This is a genomic window from Streptomyces sp. NPDC051576 (genome assembly GCF_040681835.1).
Lineage (GTDB): Bacteria > Actinomycetota > Actinomycetes > Streptomycetales > Streptomycetaceae > Streptomyces.
In genome coordinates this window covers 311081-325984 of sequence record NZ_JBFAZO010000002.1, presented here as the reverse complement: position 1 = coordinate 325984, position 14904 = coordinate 311081, and the positions used below count along the sequence as shown (strand labels likewise).

Sequence of the window (14904 nt, the reverse complement as noted above, 5' to 3'; positions counted from 1 at the left end):
CCGCCAGCCCCGATCCCGGGGATGGCGGAGACTGGACGGCGTGATGGACGAGGACACCAGGTACGAAGCCGTTCGGAGCCGGGACGCCCGGTTCGACGGTGACTTCTTCTTCGGCGTCGCCACGACCGGGATCTACTGCCGGCCCAGTTGCCCGGCCGTGACGCCGAAGCGGCGCAACGTGCGGTTCTTCGCGACGGCCGCCGCCGCGCAGGGCTCGGGTTTCCGGGCCTGCCGGCGGTGCCGTCCCGACGCCGTGCCGGGCTCGGCCGAGTGGAACGCGCGCGCCGATGTCGTGGGCCGTGCCATGCGGCTGATCGGCGACGGCGTCGTCGACCGTGAGGGCGTCGCCGGGCTCGCCGTACGCCTCGGATACAGCGCGCGGCAGGTCCAGCGGCAGCTCACCGCCGAACTCGGCGCCGGTCCCGTCGCCCTCGCCCGGGCCCAACGGGCGCACACCGCACGGGTACTCGTGCAGACCACCGACCTGCCGATCACGGAGATCGCGTTCGCGTCCGGGTTCGCCAGCGTGCGCCAGTTCAACGACACGATGCGCGCCGTGTACGCGTCGAGCCCGAGCGAGCTGCGCACCAGCGCGCCCAAGGGCCCGACGAGGGGTACCGGGCCCTCCGCCGGCATCCCGCTGCGGCTCGCCCACCGGGGCCCCTACCAGTCCGCCGCCGTCTTCGACCTGCTCGCCCGCGAGGCCGTCCCCGGCATCGAGGAACTCACCGGCGCCCCCGGCCGCCGCACCTACCGCCGTACCCTCCGCCTCCCGTACGGCACCGGGATCGTCGCGGTCGACGAACGCCCCGGCACCCTCGCGGCCGGGTCCCCCGCCCACCCCGGCGGCTGGCTCGACGCCCATCTGCACCTCACCGACCACCGCGACCTGACCACCGCCGTACAGCGGCTGCGCCGGCTCTTCGACCTCGACGCCGATCCGTACGCCGTCGACGAGCGGCTCGGCGACGACCCCCGGCTCGGCCCGCTCGTCGCGGCCCGGCCTGGCCTGCGCTCGCCGGGCGCCGCCGATCCGGAGGAACTGGCCGTGCGGGCTCTGGTCGGGCGGGCGGAGGCCGAGCGGCTGGTGCGGCGCTACGGCAAGACGCTGGACGCCCCGTCCGGCACCCTCACCCACCTCTTCCCCGAGCCGGCCGCCCTCGCCGAGGCCGCGCCCGGCGATCCCCTGGCCGCCCTCGCCACCGCCCTGGCCGACGGCACCGTACGACTCGACGCCGGCGTCGACCGGGACGACGCGCAGGACGCCCTGCTCGCGCTGCCCGGCATGGACGCCGCGACCGTCGCCGTGATCCGCACCCGCGCCCTCGGCGACCCCGACGTGGCGCCGCCCGGCGCCGACATCCCGGACGCCTGGCGCCCCTGGCGTTCCTATGCCGTACAACACCTGCGCACGGCAGGGGAGTTGGAGTCCCGATGACCGACCCCACGAACACCCGCTGGATGAGCTTCGAGAGCCCCCTGGGGCAACTCCTGCTCACCGCCGACGAGTTCGGCGCCCTCACCTCCCTCTCGGTCCCCGGCCAGAAGGGTGGCCGTACCGTCCAGCCGGAGTGGCGGCAGGATCCCGGTCCCTTCCGGGCCGCCGGGGCACAGCTCGCCGCCTACTTCGCCGGTGAACTCAAGGAATTCCACCTGGAGTTGCGCGCCTCCGGCACCGACTTCCGGGAGCGCGTGTGGACCGCGCTCGACTCCGTGCCGTACGGCGCGACGACGACGTACGGCGAGATCGCCGCCCGGATCGGCGCGCCCCGGGCCGCCGTCCGGGCCGTGGGCGGGGCGATCGGCGCCAACCCGCTGCTGGTCGTCCGCCCCTGTCACCGGGTGATCGGCGCCGACGGATCGCTGACGGGCTACGCGGGCGGCCTCGACCGCAAGGTGTCGCTCCTCACCCTGGAGCACGCGCTGGACTAGTCGGTCTCCAGCCCCCAACTGTGGATCCGCCGGGGGTGGATCCGAATGACCTCCTCGCTCATGTGCGGCCCCAACTCGTGCGGACCGACGAGGAGTTCGGCCTCGCCGCGGATGTCGATACCGCGGACCTTCCACGGTCTGACGCTGACGATGTCGTCCACGACCAGCGCGACCTTCGGGTTCGCCCGCAGGTTGCGCCACTTCTTCGTCGTCCCCATCGCGTAGCCGCCGACCAGGATCGTCCCGTCGTCCTGCGGGAAGAAGCCGACGGGATTCGCCTGCGGCTGCCCCTGGGGATCGACGGTGGCCAGTCGCCCCAGCCGCTGGGACGTGAGGTAGGCGCGCTCGGCCTCGGTGAATGCGGTCATGCCCGAAGCCAAACACGCCTGCCCGCCCCGACGCATCGGCTTCAGGGCCTACGCCTTCCGCCTTACCCCTCCGCCCTACCCCTTCCGCCCTACTCCGGACAGGCGGATACGGCGGCGGTCGCCGGTGATGCTCCGCCGTCCGCCCACCCCGGCATGCCACGGTCGCCTCCTCACGGTCGGCGGGGAGAGGCGGAGCGCTCATGGTCGGGGCCGGACGGATCGGCGTGGCACTGCTCGTACTGGTGCTGGGAGCGGGAGCCGGCCAGGGCACGGCGACCGCCGACGACCCGGCCCCCGCACCGCTCGACACCTGGACCGGCACCTGGGAGGCCGCGCCCTCTGGCACCGCCCCGGCCCAGCCCGGCGCCTCCCTCCGCAACGTCGTCCACCTCAGCGTCGGCGGCAGCGCGGTCCGCGTCCGGCTCACCAACCGGCTCGGCACCGCCCCTCTCGACCTCGACACGGTGACCGTCGCCCTGCGCCAGACCGGTCCGGACGCCCTGCCCGGCTCGATGCGCACCGCCACCTTCAAGGGCGCCGGGACGGTCACCGTCCCGGCCGGCGAGGACCTGGTCACCGACCCGATCCAGCTCGCCGTACCCGCCTCAGCGGACCTCCTGGTCACGGTCCACACGCCCGCCGACTCCGGCCCGGCCACCTACCACCGCGCCGCCGGACAGACCAACTACCGTGCACCGAGCGGCAATTGGGCGGCCGACAGCGACGGCTCCGCGTACACGACGACCACCACCTCCTGGTACTACGTCACCGGCGTCGACGTCCTCGACGCCCCCGCGGCCGGCAGTGTCGTCGCGTTCGGCGACTCCCTCACCGACGGCAACGGCTCCACCCGCGACGCCAACCACCGCTGGCCCGACCGGCTCGCTGACCGCCTCGCCGCGTTGCCTTCCTCCCGCCGCCTCGGCGTCCTCAACGCCGGTGTCTCCGGCAACCGGCTGCTCCGCGAGGACGTCGGGCCCAGCGCCCTGACCCGCTTCGACGCCGACGCCCTGTCGCGGTCGGGCGTGCGGGTGGTGATCGTCCTGGAGGGCATCAACGACATCAAGGGCACCCCGAACGCCACCGACCCCGAGGCCTTCGAGGACGCCTACCGCACGCTCGTGACCCGCGCGCACGCCCTGGGCATCCGGGTCATCGGCGCGACCCTCACGCCGTACGGCGGCAACGGCGCGTACACGGCGGCCCGGGAAGCCGTACGCCAGGAGGTCAACGCCTTCATCCGCGCCGGCGGCCCCTTCGACGCCGTCGTCGACTTCGACACGGCCGTCCGCGACCCGGAGGAGCCGCAGCGGATCCGGCCCGCCTACGACTCCGGCGACCACCTCCACTTCAACGACGCCGGCATGCGGGCCCTCGCCGACACGGTCGACCTCGCCGAACTCGGGTGAGGTCGGCAGGGCGGGACAGGTCCGACGTGTCAGCCCCAGATGGTGGCGCCCAGCCACGCGCCCGCGATCAGCAGACACGTGAACAGTTCGGTCAGCACGCTGGAGCCGCCGGACCGCATCGCCGTACGGAGCGAGGCCATGGCCTCACCGTGCCGGCCCAGCCGCAGCCGTTCGTGGAGGTAGATCCCGGCCATGAAGCCGGGGATCGCGCCCAGCACGGGGATCAGCAGGAAGCCGAGGAACGCGCCGACTCCGGCGTACACGGCCATTCGGGGGGTCGCGCCGCTCGCGCGCAGCCGGCGCGGAGGCAGGACCCAGCGCACCACCTGGGAGAGGAACAGGACGACCGTCGCGCCCACGAGGACGCCCCAGGAGACCGGCTGCGGGTCCTTCAGCGCCCACCACAGGACCGCGGCCCACACCAGCCACGACCCCGGCACGCCGGGCACCAGGACTCCGCACAGGCCGAGCAGGATGACGACGCCGACCAGCAGGAGTTCAGCCACTCCCATCTGCCCAGCGTGCGGGATACGGGGTGAAATCGCAGGTCAGCCGTCGGCGGGCCGGCGCCGTTCGTGGGTGTGCCGGACTGGTTGCGGCCGGGGCGTCACGCTGGTCGGCAGCAGGGGCAGCGCCTTCAGGTCCGTTCCGTCGGGCCGTCCGGCTGGTGCGCGGTGGCCGCGGATGTGCGGCGGGGGCGGGGGAGGTGACGAGGGTGTCAACTGCCGCCCGCAATGCCCGTACTGGGGCCGCTCGGCCTGCGGATTCGTGCGCGGCGGGCTGCGGGGCAGGCGGGTGTGCATCACAGGGGATCTTCAGGAAAGCGGGTCACACTTGGGGCCGGACGGGTCGAACCGGCAACGGGATTCCGTCAATTGGAACGCGCCCCGGACCGTAGGGGATCCGGGGCCGGGCCACTCAGACGTCGCCGGGCGGTTCTCCCGTGGGGGGTGGGACCGTCCGGCGGCTCTGTATTTCCCTGTGGCGGACGGGCGTTCGGTACGTCATCCGACACGCCGTTCGAGGAGGGGTGCGCACCGGATTTTCCGGACGCCCCGTTTTCTTCCGGCCCGTGCGGTGGACAATTAGGGGCATGAGCCAGCAGGGGGGAACGCCGACCGGTCACGAGGACGACTGGTGGGGCCAGCTGTACGACGACTCCGCGGACGACACGGGGCCCACGGCCGCGGCCGACTCCGTCGACGACCGGTTCGCCTCGGCGGCGGGGACGGTGGGCGGGGGCGTGGCGAGAGACGGCACGGGTGTCCCGGCGCCCCGCCCGGCAACCAACTCCGAGCCACCGACCGACTCCCCGCGCAATCCTTGGGAACGGGGATCCACGGCACCTCCGGTCCCTGAGACGTCGCTTTGGGACGAGGATGAGGGTGAGGGTGAGGGCAGCTCGTCCGGCGCTTCGACGGGTGGGCCCGGTCCCCTCCGGGGCGACATGGCGGACGGTGCCAATCCACCCCCTTCGGCGCGACGGGGCGCGGGAACGGACCCACACCTCGATCCTCCGTCGTTCCCACCCACAGCCCCCGGCAACACCACTCCGCCGTCGGCTGGACAGAGCCTCCCACCGGCTCCCCGCGACGCGCCCGCCGCCGAAGGCCTCCCGCCCTCACCCGCCCACCCGGGCACTCCCATGGGCGCTCGCCTGGATCCTCCGCCGTTCCCACCCACGGCCCCCGGCGACAACGCACCACCGCCGCCCCCGCAGAGCGTCCATACGGACACCCAGCCCGATGTCCCGCCGACCTCGTCTCAGCCGCCCGCCGCCGAAGACGTTCCGCCTCCACCCGTCCATCCCGGCACCCCCACAGACGCCCGCCTCAACCCCCCGCCCGCTCCGCTCACCGCCCCGGGCGACAGCCCTCGGGCCGTCGACGGAAGCGCCCCCCGGCCAGCGCCTCCTTCCGGCGGCGACTACCCACCCCGGCCAGCCCCGCAGGGCTCCCGCCTCGACCCGCCCCGGTACCCACCGACGCCGACCGCTCCCGCACCTCCCGCCCCACAGACCCGCCCCGCGGGCGCCCCCCTCCCTCCCCACCCTCAGCTTCCCGTCCCGCCGTCCCCCCACAACCTCCCCGCCCTCCCCTCTCCACCGCCCCCCACCCCCGACTACGTAGGCTCCGGCCCGCCCACCTACGACGCCGAACCCACCGCGCTGCCCCCGGCCGACCCCGACGAGCTGGACGATCTGGTCGCGGACACCGTGTTGGACGGGGCCCGGTACGGGACGAGTACCTTGCGGGCCGCGTCTGTGCGGGGGGACTCCGCCCGGTTCAGGGGGGAGCCGCGGCGGGACTCGTTGCTGACCGCGCGGTTCGGCAGCGGGGAGCAGGCGTTGGTGCTGGTGGCGATGGCGACCGGGGCCCGGGCCACGCCGGGGGCGCATCGGGCCGCAGCCGAGGCCTGTCACTGGATCGGGCGGGCTGTCGGGCGGAGCCACGCGCGGCTGGCCGAGGACATCCGGGGCGCCCGGCGCGGTGACCTGAAGTCCGGCCTGCACCGCCTCACCGACCGCAGCCTCGGCAAGCTCCGAGCCAGCGCCGCCGAACAGGGCGTCGACCCGGAGGAGTACTCGGCCACCCTGCGGTGTCTCCTCCTTCCCGCGCATCCGGAGTGCCGTACGCGCGTCTTCTTCGGAGTCGGCCCGGGCGGACTGTTCCGGCTGCGCGACGGCGAGTGGCAGGACATCGAACCCACCGTCGGCGACGCCATCGGCGAAGCCGTCGTCGGCTACGGCTCGCAGCCCGCCGAGACCCCCGAGGGCGACCGGCTCACCATGGACCTCGGCATCCCGACACCCCCGAGCCCGTACGAACCCGCCCCCGAACCGCCCCGCGAACCCTTCCGTTTCCGTGCCTCCGTCGCCCGCCCGGGCGACACCCTCCTGATGTGCACAGGCGGCCTCGCCGAACCGCTGCGCGGCGAGCCCGAACTCTCCGCGCATCTGTCGGAGCGGTGGTCCGGCACCACCGCCCCCGGCCTGGCCGCCTTCCTCGCCGACACCCAAGTACGGGTCAAGGGCTATGCCGACGACCGCACAGCGGCAGCCGTTTGGGAGGCGTGACGGCCAGTGCTGTGAATTCATGGAACCCAGAGGTATCCGCCGGCACAGCACACCGGACACCGAAGGGCACGCGAGAACCATGGCCAAGCAGAACGTTGCCGAACAGTTCGTCGACATCCTCGTCCGCGCCGGCGTCAAGCGCCTCTACGGCGTCGTCGGCGACAGCCTCAACCCGGTCGTGGACGCGATCCGCCGCAACTCCGCCATCGACTGGATCCACGTACGGCACGAGGAGACCGCCGCCTTCGCCGCCGGCGCGGAAGCGCAGACAACCGGCAAGCTCGCCGCCTGCGCCGGCTCCTGCGGCCCCGGCAACCTGCACCTCATCAACGGCCTCTACGACGCCCACCGCTCGATGGCCCCGGTCCTCGCCCTCGCCTCGCAGATCCCCTCCAGCGAGATCGGCCTCGGGTACTTCCAGGAGACCCACCCGGACCGGCTCTTCCAGGAGTGCAGTCACTACAGCGAGCTGATCTCCAACCCGAAACAGATGCCCCGGCTGCTGCAGACCGCCATCCAGCACGCGGTCGGCCAGTCCGGCGTCAGCGTCGTCTCCCTCCCCGGCGACATCGCCTCCGAGCCCGCCCCCGACCGGGCCGCCGAGACCGCCCTCGTCACCTCCCGCCCCTCCGTCCGCCCCGGCGACACCGAGATCGACCAACTCGTCGAGATGATCGACGCGGCCGACAAGGTCACGCTCTTCTGCGGCAGCGGCACGGCCGGCGCGCACGCCGAGGTCATGGAGTTCGCCGAGAAGATCAAGTCCCCGATCGGGCACGCGCTGCGCGGGAAGGAGTGGATCCAGTACGACAACAAGTTCGACGTCGGGATGAGCGGACTCCTCGGCTACGGCGCCGCCTACGAGGCCACCCACGAGTGCGACCTGCTGATCCTCATCGGCACCGACTTCCCGTACAACGCGTTCCTGCCCGACGACGTGAAGATCGCCCAGATCGACGTACGGCCCGAACACCTCGGCCGGCGCTCGAAGTTGGACCTCGCGGTGTGGGGCGACGCCAAGGAGACACTGCGTTGTCTGACCCCGCGGGTGAAGCCGAAGGAGGACCGGCGGTTCCTCGACCGGATGCTCAAGAAGCACGCCGACGCGCTGGAGGGGGTCGTCAAGGCGTATACGCGGAAAGTGGAGAAGCACGTCCCGATCCACCCCGAGTACGTGGCCGCCGTACTCGACGAACTGGCCGATGACGATGCCGTGTTCACGGTCGACACGGGGATGTGCAACGTCTGGGCCGCCCGCTACATCACCCCCAACGGCCGCCGCCGCATCATCGGTTCGTTCTCCCACGGCTCGATGGCGAACGCGCTGCCGATGGCGATCGGCGCCCAGTTCACCGACACCGGGCGGCAGGTCGTGTCGATGTCCGGCGACGGCGGATTCTCCATGCTGATGGGCGACTTCCTCACCCTCGTCCAGTACGACCTGCCGGTGAAGGTCGTCCTGTTCAACAACTCCTCCCTGGGAATGGTCGAGTTGGAGATGCTCGTCGCGGGTCTGCCGTCGTACGGCACCAGCAACAAGAACCCGGACTTCGGAGCCGTGGCGCGCGCCTGTGGTGCGTACGGTGTGCGGGTCGAGAAGCCCAAGGACCTCCAAGGCGCCCTGAAGGCGGCCTTCAAGCACAAGGGCCCGGCCCTCGTCGACATCGTCACCGACCCCAACGCCCTGTCCATCCCGCCGAAGATCAGCACGGAGATGGTGACGGGCTTCGCGCTGTCGGCGTCGAAGATCGTGCTGGACGGGGGAGTTGGGCGCATGCTGCAGATGGCGCGGTCCAACATCCGTAACGTGCCCCGCCCTTAGCCCGACCGCCGCTCAGCCGATCGGGGTCCAGCCGTGCTCGCCGTACCAGTAGTGCGGCAGGCCCTTGAACGAGCTGGTGCGGAACGGCTGCCCGTGGTCGTCGATCCGGAGGGTGCCGGTGCGGCCCTGCGAGGACCAGTCGAGCTCCAGGTACCAGCGGCAGTCGCAGGTCCCGGTGCGGGCCTTGACCAGCAGGACCTCCGGGTCCGTGGCCGAGACGCGGTACGGCAGCCGCACCGCAGGTACCCGCTTGCCCATATCGCTGCCCGGCTCCGGAAGAGCGAGGGGGCGGTGGGCGTCGAGGTTCACGCCGAAGTAGCGCGGGGTGATGTCCCCGCCGCAACCCCGGGCCATCGAGTAGGCGGTGCCCGGGGCTGGTGTCGTACGGCCGACGACCCGTACCCGAAGTGCCTCCAGGACCACAGCGGTTGAGGTCCTGCCCTGCACCGAGATCTCCACGTCGGTCTGCCCGCCGTGCACCGCGTGCTGGGTCGCCGCCCAAGCTCCGGCGTCCTGCTGGACCGGGGGCGGCGGCACGTCCTTGGTCGCCTTGTCGATGACGTAGTCGTGGTCGCAGCCGATCTCCCACACCTGGGAGTCGGCGGTCCACGTGAGGGGTGCCGGGGGTGCGGACGGGGAGGCCTTGGGCCGGGCGGTGTCGTGGGTGGAGACCGCCGAGAGACTGCCCCACACCGCGAGCGTCACGCACACCACGGCGACGGTGAGGGTGAGCCGTCGGCGGTACCAGGGGCCGGGTGCCGGCGCGGGGACTTCCCGCGGCACCGGTTCAGGGGCCGGGTTCCCGGCGGGCCGTGGCCGCTGCCGTGCCGCCACCGCGAGGATCCAGAAGCGGTGCAGCTCCAGCCGTTCCTCCGGGGTCGCCCCGCACAGCGCCGCGAAGCGTTCCACCGGGGCGAAGTCGAGGGGGACCGCCTCGCCCACGCAGTAGCGGTGCAGGGTCGAGGCGTTCATGTTCAGGCGGCGGGCCAGCGCGCCGTAGCTGCGGTCCGTGCGGTCCTTGAGGCGGCGCAGCAGGGCCGCGAACTCCTCCACGTCCTTGTCGTCGCTCTCGCCCGACACCGTGCCCCCGTGCGTGTCGCGTCCCAGGACGGCATCCCAGGCACTCCACATATCAGGAGGTCGGACGGGGTGGGACGGTTCCACCGTTGCGGGTTGGGCGGTGGCCATTGCGGTCGTCCGCGCCGGGCGCCGAAGCTCTGAGCGACCACAGCAAGGCACCGACCCGAAACGGGGAACCCACGTGAACAGCAAGAAGGCCACGCGCCGCACCGCCCTCGCCGCCGGCCTCGTCCTCGCCCTCGGGCTGGGCGCGGCGGCCCAGGCCTCCGCCGGCGCCCCGCGCACCGTGAGCGGCTCACCGGACGACAACATCACCCGCATCGCCGACTTCTACGGTGCCTACATCGACGCCGAGAGCGACCTCGACGGCGGTGGCGGCAAGCTCGCTCAGCAACTGCGCGCGTACTACCTCACCCCGGCCTACCTGAAGGAGCTGGCGGCCTGGGAGGACAAGAACCACGCGGACGGCGTCCTCCAGGCCCAGAACACCCCCATGAGGTGGAAGGTCACCGACAACGGCACCGCCGGCTACACCGAGGCCGCCATCACCCTGACCTGGGGCGGCGGCGACACCACCAGGCTGATCGTCGACATGACCCGCACGACTCACAAGATCTTTCACATCGGTACGAAGGGGATCGGGGGCAAGTAGGCCCGGGGGAGGGGCCGTTCGCGGTTCCTGAGCGGCTGATTCCGGCCAGTTTCGCGGAGCGTGGGCCTCGGGGGCGGCCCGGGGGGACCAGCCGCCCCACGCCTTCGCGGACTACGGCCGGATCGGCAGTCGCGCATCGGCAGTCGGTTCGATCGTCCGTGGTCAGGACGCCACGGGATGTCTGGTCCCGGCGCCGTGAACCCTCACATCCCGGAGGGGAGCGCCCTGAGAGGTCACTCCGGGCCGCATGCTCGGTACGGTGGCCGTTCGACCGTACGGACGGTATCGCTCCCGATTCCGCCGTCCCGCCGGATCCGGCCCCACCATGGCCGAACACCTGGTCGTTGATGATTCGACATGACTGCCCCGTTCCCGGCGAGGGCATGGATCCCCGTGAACATGTTCGAGCAGGAGGGGAACCGGCAAACCGGCGTGCAGGCGGGGGTCATGAAGAGGCAAGCACGAGGGGGCGGTCCCATGGCGGTCGGGGCCTCCTCGGTGAAAGCGGTGGAGGACACGGCAGACAGCGCCGGAGAACCGGCGCAGCCGCCTCAGCTGAGGCGCAGACTCGGACGCGCGGACCTGCGGGCGGTGCCCGAGGCACGCAGAGCGTTGCGCGAACTGCTACGGCACTGGGGGAGGCCGGGACGATCGGAGATAGCGGAGCTGCTCACGAGTGAGCTCGTCACCAACGCGCTGGTCCACACCGACCACGACGCCGTACTGACGGCGACCGTCGGACCCCGTGGACTGCGTGTGGAGGTAAGGGACTTCGTGGCCCGCAGGCCCCGACTGCACGTACCGGACGCCGACGACGGTACGCACGGGCGGGGCCTGGTCCTGGTGCAGTCCCTCGCGGACGCCTGGGGAGTGTCGGCCCACGGGGTGGGCAAGTCCGTCTGGTTCGAGCTCGGTTCGGACGCGGCATGAGCAACGGGGCGGGGGCGGCGTCCAGTTGGACTCCGCCCCCGCCCCGTTGTCGCCCGGTCCCGGACCTCGTAAGGGTCCCGGATCTCAGCCGAACTGCTGCTCCAGGTCCTTGAGCTTGCGCTCAAGGGAGTCGAGCCGCGGCAGGGCCATCGTGTCGTCCTCCGCGGTGAGGTCGACGGTTATCGGGTCAGATGCCCCCCGGACGGGCTGGAGTGAGGGACGCGTGCGAACCGGCAGCTGTTCCGGCGTCGATAGGGCAGGCTCCGCGGATGCTTGTCCGGAGCCGCGCTCCAGGGCCTGCGGTTCCTGCGACCGGCCGCCGCCCCGGCCGATGAGGCCGCGCTGGCCCCGGCTGATGGCCTTGAGCTGGGCCCGCTCGATCCGCTGCTGGTCGCGCCGGCGCAGTCGGGTCTCTTCCTTCTTCGCCTTGTCCTCGCGCACTTCCTCGACCGCTTCGTCCAGGCTGCGCACGTTCTCCAGGAGCATCAGCGACCAGGCACTGTAGGTCTCCCGGGGGGCCCGCAGCCAGCGGACGATACGGATCTGCGGCAGCGGGCGCGGCACCAGACCCTGCTCGCGCAGCGCGGCCCGGCGGGTCTGCTTCAGCGCGCGGTCGAACAGGACCGCGGCCGACAGCGACATGCCGGAGAAGAACTGCGGAGCACCCGCGTGGTCGACACCCCTGGGCGCGTGCACCCAGTTGAACCAGGCCGCGGCGGCCGCGAACGTCCACACCAGTATCCGGGAGCCGAGGGCGGCGTCGCCGTGGCTGGCCTCGCGGACCGCGAGGACGGAGCAGAACATGGCCGCGCCGTCCAGGCCGAACGGGACCAGGTACTCCCAGCCGTCGGTGAGGCCGAGGTTCTCCTGGCCGAAGCCGACCAGTCCGTGGAAGGAGAGGGCCGCGGCGACCGCGGCGCAGCAGAACAGAAGGACGTAGGAGGCGATGCCGTATATGGCTTCCTTGCGCCTGCGGCGCTCCTCGGTGCGCTCCCACGAGTCGTCTTTCGCGTGCTCCCCGCCGGACCGCTTGCTCCGCGCGAGCACCGCCACCGCCGCCAGCATGCCCAGGAGCAGTACGGCGCCGGGAAGCAGCCAGTTCAGCGATATGTCGGTCAGTCTCATCTGGGGTCCCTTGCATTGGGATAGGGCGTAACGCCCGCCATAGTGGCCCAATCCCAACGGCCCTCAGGCGTTTTCGGGGCAAGAGGCCGCCAAGGAGGTGCAAGGGGATGCCCAGGGCGGCTTTCTGCTCGAACTGCCGCTTGAGGGGCGGGAGTTGAGTTCGAATAAGACTACCCGTACGGGTGGTTCCACGGAAAGTTCCTGCGACAAGTGAGGAAGTTGTGAAGTACCTGTTACCGGGCGGGCGTCTCGTTCGCGGCCGATCTTAGCGGGGCGGGAATCCGGCCCGTCACTGAGGGTCCCTCAACTCGCGGCGGCGGCCAGCAGCTTGGTGACCCGCTCGGCCTCGCAGGTGCGCGGACAGGTGGGGCAGGCGTCCAGCGCGTCCAGCGTGTAGTACATGCAGCAGCTCGCCCGGTCCCGGGTCGGCAGTGACTCCCCGTCGGGGCCGGTCAGTTCACGGAACGCGGCCGAACCGACGTACGGCTTGGTCGTCCCCGGCAGCAGCGCCTCCAACTCGCTTACGGCACGCGGCTGTTCGCCGAGGAGATCGGCGACGTACCAGATCCCCTCCACCACCTCGTCGGTCGCCATGCCCCACAGGGCGCGGCCCCGCCGTCGCATCCTCGGGCCGAAGCCGGCCAGCAGGGGCTCCATGTGCTCGGCGACCGCGGCCCGCACCTCGGCCCGCAGCGCCTCCTCGTCCGCGACCACCCGCGCGCCGGGCAGCGCCGCCGCCGGGTCGCCGGGCAGACAGGCGAAGGAGTCGACCCGCACGACCAGGTGGCCCATGTCGAGGCCCTCGGCGGTGCGGTCGTAGGAGACATGGGTCACGGGGAGGCGGGGGACGCGGCGGTGCAGGAACCACGGCACGGTGAACAGGAGGCAGACCGGCCAGGAGTAGCGGTGCAGGCCGAAGCTGGCTATCACGTCCGGGCGCCCCCGCTGCCCGTGGTCGCGCAGGACCTGGGCGTCGTCCCAGGCGAGGAACTCCTCCAGACCCGAGCCGCCCTCGGCGAGTTCGGCCGCCCGGGTCCAGCCGCCGCCGGTCGGGGCCGGTTGTCCCGGAGAGAGTTCGGTGATCGCGAGCCCGGGGATGACCTCGGTGAGGCGGGCGTACGCGTCCGCTACGGCCGAAGAAGTCAGGGGCATTCCGGGACCACCGATTCGCCGTTGGTTAGAGGTAAGGCTTACCTTACCCAACCGACCCATAATTTGAACTAGTCCGATCTGCGCCTAAGGTGCTTGACGGACGAGTAACAAGCAGCCGTAATGACCCCAAGTACCGACACGTCCGGAGGAGGACCCGTGAAGCAGGGCACGCAGAGCTCCGCCGGGACGGGTACTCCGGATCCCCGTGCGGCCAGAGGGGCCTGGGTGCCGCCGCAGCAGACCGCCGCCGACATGGACCGGGACCGGGATCTCGCGGACGGCGCCGGTGCGGTGCGCGGTGAGCACACGCACAGCGAGACGCCGATCCCGCGCCCCCGTGCCGTCGTCCAGCGGTCCTCCGTGCGCGGGCAGATCCTGGACGCCCTGCGCACCGCGCTCGTCGGCGGGGAGCTGACCCCGGGCGAGGTCTACTCCGCGCCCGCGCTCGGCGACCGGTTCGGTGTCTCCGCCACCCCCGTGCGCGAGGCCATGCAGCAGCTCGCCACCGAGGGCGCCGTCGAGGTCGTACCCAACCGTGGCTTCCGCGTGATCGAGCGGGGCGCCCGGGAACTCGCCGAACTGGCCGAGATCCGCGCCCTGATCGAGGTCCCCGTGATGCTGCGGCTCGCCCGCACGGTGCCCGCCGCCCGCTGGTCCGACCTGCGCCCGCTGGCCGAGGGGACCGTCCGGGCCGCGTCCTCCGGGTGCCGGGCCACCTATGCCGAGTCCGACCGGGCCTTCCACCGCGCGGTGCTCGCCCTGGCCGGCAACGAACAACTCGTCCAGATCGCCGAGGACCTGCACCGCCGCGCCCAGTGGCCGCTGGTCGGCGGCCCGGTCACCCGCGGGCGCGCCGACCTCGTGGCGGACGCGGCCGAACACCTGGCGCTCCTGGAGGCGTTGGTCGCGGGGGAGTGGGACGTGGTGCAGTCGCTGGTGCGGGAGCACTTCGCGGGAGCCGCGTGAATCCGAATATGTGACTCCGGTCACGAGCGGGTCCGGGTCCGGCCACCGAGGACCGCACCGGGAACCCGGCCGACCGGCGGTGACGTGCCCCACGGAAAGGGACGACCGTTCCACGGGGGAGAGCGCCGATGTTTCCGAATCCCGGCCGGCAGGCCGCACAGCGAGGCGCCGAGGCATCGGCCCGTCAGGGATACCAGGACGGACTGCGCGCCGCACAGGCGGGCGCCCGGCGCGGCCATTCCGGCTCACGGCGCGGGGGCGGACTCGTGTCCTTCCTACTCCTCGTCGCCGTCGGGGTGTTGGTCGCCCGCGACCCCGAACTCCGGGCATCCGTCCTGCAGTTGGTCCACCACGTCGTGAACGTCGTCCAGAACCGGACCGACGGCCACTGA

General features: G+C 72.3%; 14 protein-coding genes. 9 read left to right on the top strand and 5 right to left on the bottom strand.

Features of this window, described 5'->3' with window-relative positions; translation table 11 throughout:
* Positions 1-43 precede the first annotated feature (43 nt).
* A complete protein-coding gene (locus AB0M63_RS07375) occupies positions 44-1438 on the top strand; it encodes an AlkA N-terminal domain-containing protein (RefSeq protein WP_355907443.1) in 1395 nt (464 codons plus the stop codon).
* Positions 1435-1932: a methylated-DNA--[protein]-cysteine S-methyltransferase gene (locus tag AB0M63_RS07370; protein WP_355907307.1), complete on the top strand. Its 498-nt coding sequence runs from the start codon at positions 1435-1437 to the stop codon at positions 1930-1932. The genes AB0M63_RS07375 and AB0M63_RS07370 overlap by 4 nt, the downstream gene beginning before the upstream one ends.
* Here AB0M63_RS07370 and AB0M63_RS07365 read toward each other — a convergent pair.
* Complete coding sequence (locus AB0M63_RS07365; RefSeq protein ID WP_355907305.1) at positions 1929-2300, bottom strand: PPOX class F420-dependent oxidoreductase; 372 nt, start codon at positions 2298-2300, stop codon at positions 1929-1931. The two genes, AB0M63_RS07370 and AB0M63_RS07365, sit on opposite strands and share 4 nt — an antisense overlap.
* 200 nt (positions 2301-2500) lie before the next feature.
* Between AB0M63_RS07365 and AB0M63_RS07360 the strand changes: the two genes are divergently transcribed.
* Complete coding sequence (locus AB0M63_RS07360; protein WP_366018728.1) at positions 2501-3709, top strand: SGNH/GDSL hydrolase family protein; 1209 nt, start codon at positions 2501-2503, stop codon at positions 3707-3709.
* Between the two features lie 29 nt (positions 3710-3738).
* Here the strand turns inward: AB0M63_RS07360 and AB0M63_RS07355 are convergent, their stop codons facing one another.
* Positions 3739-4221, bottom strand: coding sequence for a DUF456 domain-containing protein (locus AB0M63_RS07355; RefSeq protein ID WP_355907299.1), 483 nt, complete (start codon positions 4219-4221; stop codon positions 3739-3741).
* 581 nt (positions 4222-4802) lie between these two features.
* On the opposite strand from AB0M63_RS07355, the gene AB0M63_RS07350 reads away from it, so the two are divergent.
* Together AB0M63_RS07350 and AB0M63_RS07345 are read left to right on the top strand one after the other, a co-directional pair.
* Positions 4803-6785 (top strand): protein phosphatase 2C domain-containing protein, encoded by a 1983-nt coding sequence (locus AB0M63_RS07350; RefSeq protein ID WP_366018727.1) that lies wholly within the window; start codon positions 4803-4805, stop codon positions 6783-6785.
* Positions 6786-6864: 79 nt separating this feature from the next.
* A complete protein-coding gene (locus tag AB0M63_RS07345; protein ID WP_366018726.1) occupies positions 6865-8607 on the top strand; it encodes a pyruvate dehydrogenase in 1743 nt (580 codons plus the stop codon).
* 12 nt (positions 8608-8619) lie between these two features.
* Here AB0M63_RS07345 and AB0M63_RS07340 read toward each other — a convergent pair whose 3' ends face one another.
* The gene (locus AB0M63_RS07340; RefSeq protein ID WP_366018725.1) at positions 8620-9687 is read right to left on the bottom strand and encodes a helix-turn-helix transcriptional regulator; all 1068 of its coding nucleotides are present in this window, start codon (positions 9685-9687) and stop codon (positions 8620-8622) included.
* A gap of 181 nt (positions 9688-9868) precedes the next feature.
* On the opposite strand from AB0M63_RS07340, the gene AB0M63_RS07335 reads away from it, so the two are divergent.
* Positions 9869-10339 carry a hypothetical protein gene (locus AB0M63_RS07335; protein WP_366018724.1) on the top strand — a complete coding sequence of 157 codons (471 nt, stop codon included), beginning with the start codon at positions 9869-9871 and terminating at the stop codon, positions 10337-10339.
* A 477-nt stretch (positions 10340-10816) separates the two neighbouring features.
* The gene (locus AB0M63_RS07330) at positions 10817-11269 is read left to right on the top strand and encodes an ATP-binding protein (RefSeq protein ID WP_366018723.1); all 453 of its coding nucleotides are present in this window, start codon (positions 10817-10819) and stop codon (positions 11267-11269) included.
* Positions 11270-11353: 84 nt separating this feature from the next.
* Here AB0M63_RS07330 and AB0M63_RS07325 read toward each other — a convergent pair whose 3' ends face one another.
* Positions 11354-12394 carry a DUF2637 domain-containing protein gene (locus AB0M63_RS07325; protein WP_355907284.1) on the bottom strand — a complete coding sequence of 347 codons (1041 nt, stop codon included), beginning with the start codon at positions 12392-12394 and terminating at the stop codon, positions 11354-11356.
* A gap of 303 nt (positions 12395-12697) precedes the next feature.
* The gene (locus AB0M63_RS07320) at positions 12698-13546 is read right to left on the bottom strand and encodes a (2Fe-2S)-binding protein (RefSeq protein ID WP_366018722.1); all 849 of its coding nucleotides are present in this window, start codon (positions 13544-13546) and stop codon (positions 12698-12700) included.
* Positions 13547-13702: 156 nt separating this feature from the next.
* Here AB0M63_RS07320 and AB0M63_RS07315 point away from each other — a divergent pair, with 156 nt between their 5' ends.
* Positions 13703-14512: a GntR family transcriptional regulator gene (locus AB0M63_RS07315; protein WP_355907278.1), complete on the top strand. Its 810-nt coding sequence runs from the start codon at positions 13703-13705 to the stop codon at positions 14510-14512.
* A gap of 128 nt (positions 14513-14640) precedes the next feature.
* Positions 14641-14904 carry a hypothetical protein gene (locus AB0M63_RS07310; RefSeq protein ID WP_366018721.1) on the top strand — a complete coding sequence of 88 codons (264 nt, stop codon included), beginning with the start codon at positions 14641-14643 and terminating at the stop codon, positions 14902-14904.

Excerpts from the sequence above, each read along its gene's own strand:
- AB0M63_RS07310 (WP_366018721.1), top strand. The coding sequence starts at position 14,641 with ATGTTTCCGAATCCCGGCCGGCAGGCCGCACAGCGAGGCGCCGAGGCA.
- AB0M63_RS07350 (WP_366018727.1), top strand. The coding sequence starts at position 4,803 with ATGAGCCAGCAGGGGGGAACGCCGACCGGTCACGAGGACGACTGGTGG.
- AB0M63_RS07325 (WP_355907284.1), bottom strand. The coding sequence starts at position 12,394 with ATGAGACTGACCGACATATCGCTGAACTGGCTGCTTCCCGGCGCCGTA.
- AB0M63_RS07365 (WP_355907305.1), bottom strand. The coding sequence starts at position 2,300 with ATGACCGCATTCACCGAGGCCGAGCGCGCCTACCTCACGTCCCAGCGG.
- AB0M63_RS07370 (WP_355907307.1), top strand. The coding sequence starts at position 1,435 with ATGACCGACCCCACGAACACCCGCTGGATGAGCTTCGAGAGCCCCCTG.
- AB0M63_RS07375 (WP_355907443.1), top strand. The coding sequence starts at position 44 with ATGGACGAGGACACCAGGTACGAAGCCGTTCGGAGCCGGGACGCCCGG.
- AB0M63_RS07360 (WP_366018728.1), top strand. The coding sequence starts at position 2,501 with ATGGTCGGGGCCGGACGGATCGGCGTGGCACTGCTCGTACTGGTGCTG.
- AB0M63_RS07345 (WP_366018726.1), top strand. The coding sequence starts at position 6,865 with ATGGCCAAGCAGAACGTTGCCGAACAGTTCGTCGACATCCTCGTCCGC.
- AB0M63_RS07330 (WP_366018723.1), top strand. The coding sequence starts at position 10,817 with ATGGCGGTCGGGGCCTCCTCGGTGAAAGCGGTGGAGGACACGGCAGAC.
- AB0M63_RS07320 (WP_366018722.1), bottom strand. The coding sequence starts at position 13,546 with ATGCCCCTGACTTCTTCGGCCGTAGCGGACGCGTACGCCCGCCTCACC.
- AB0M63_RS07355 (WP_355907299.1), bottom strand. The coding sequence starts at position 4,221 with ATGGGAGTGGCTGAACTCCTGCTGGTCGGCGTCGTCATCCTGCTCGGC.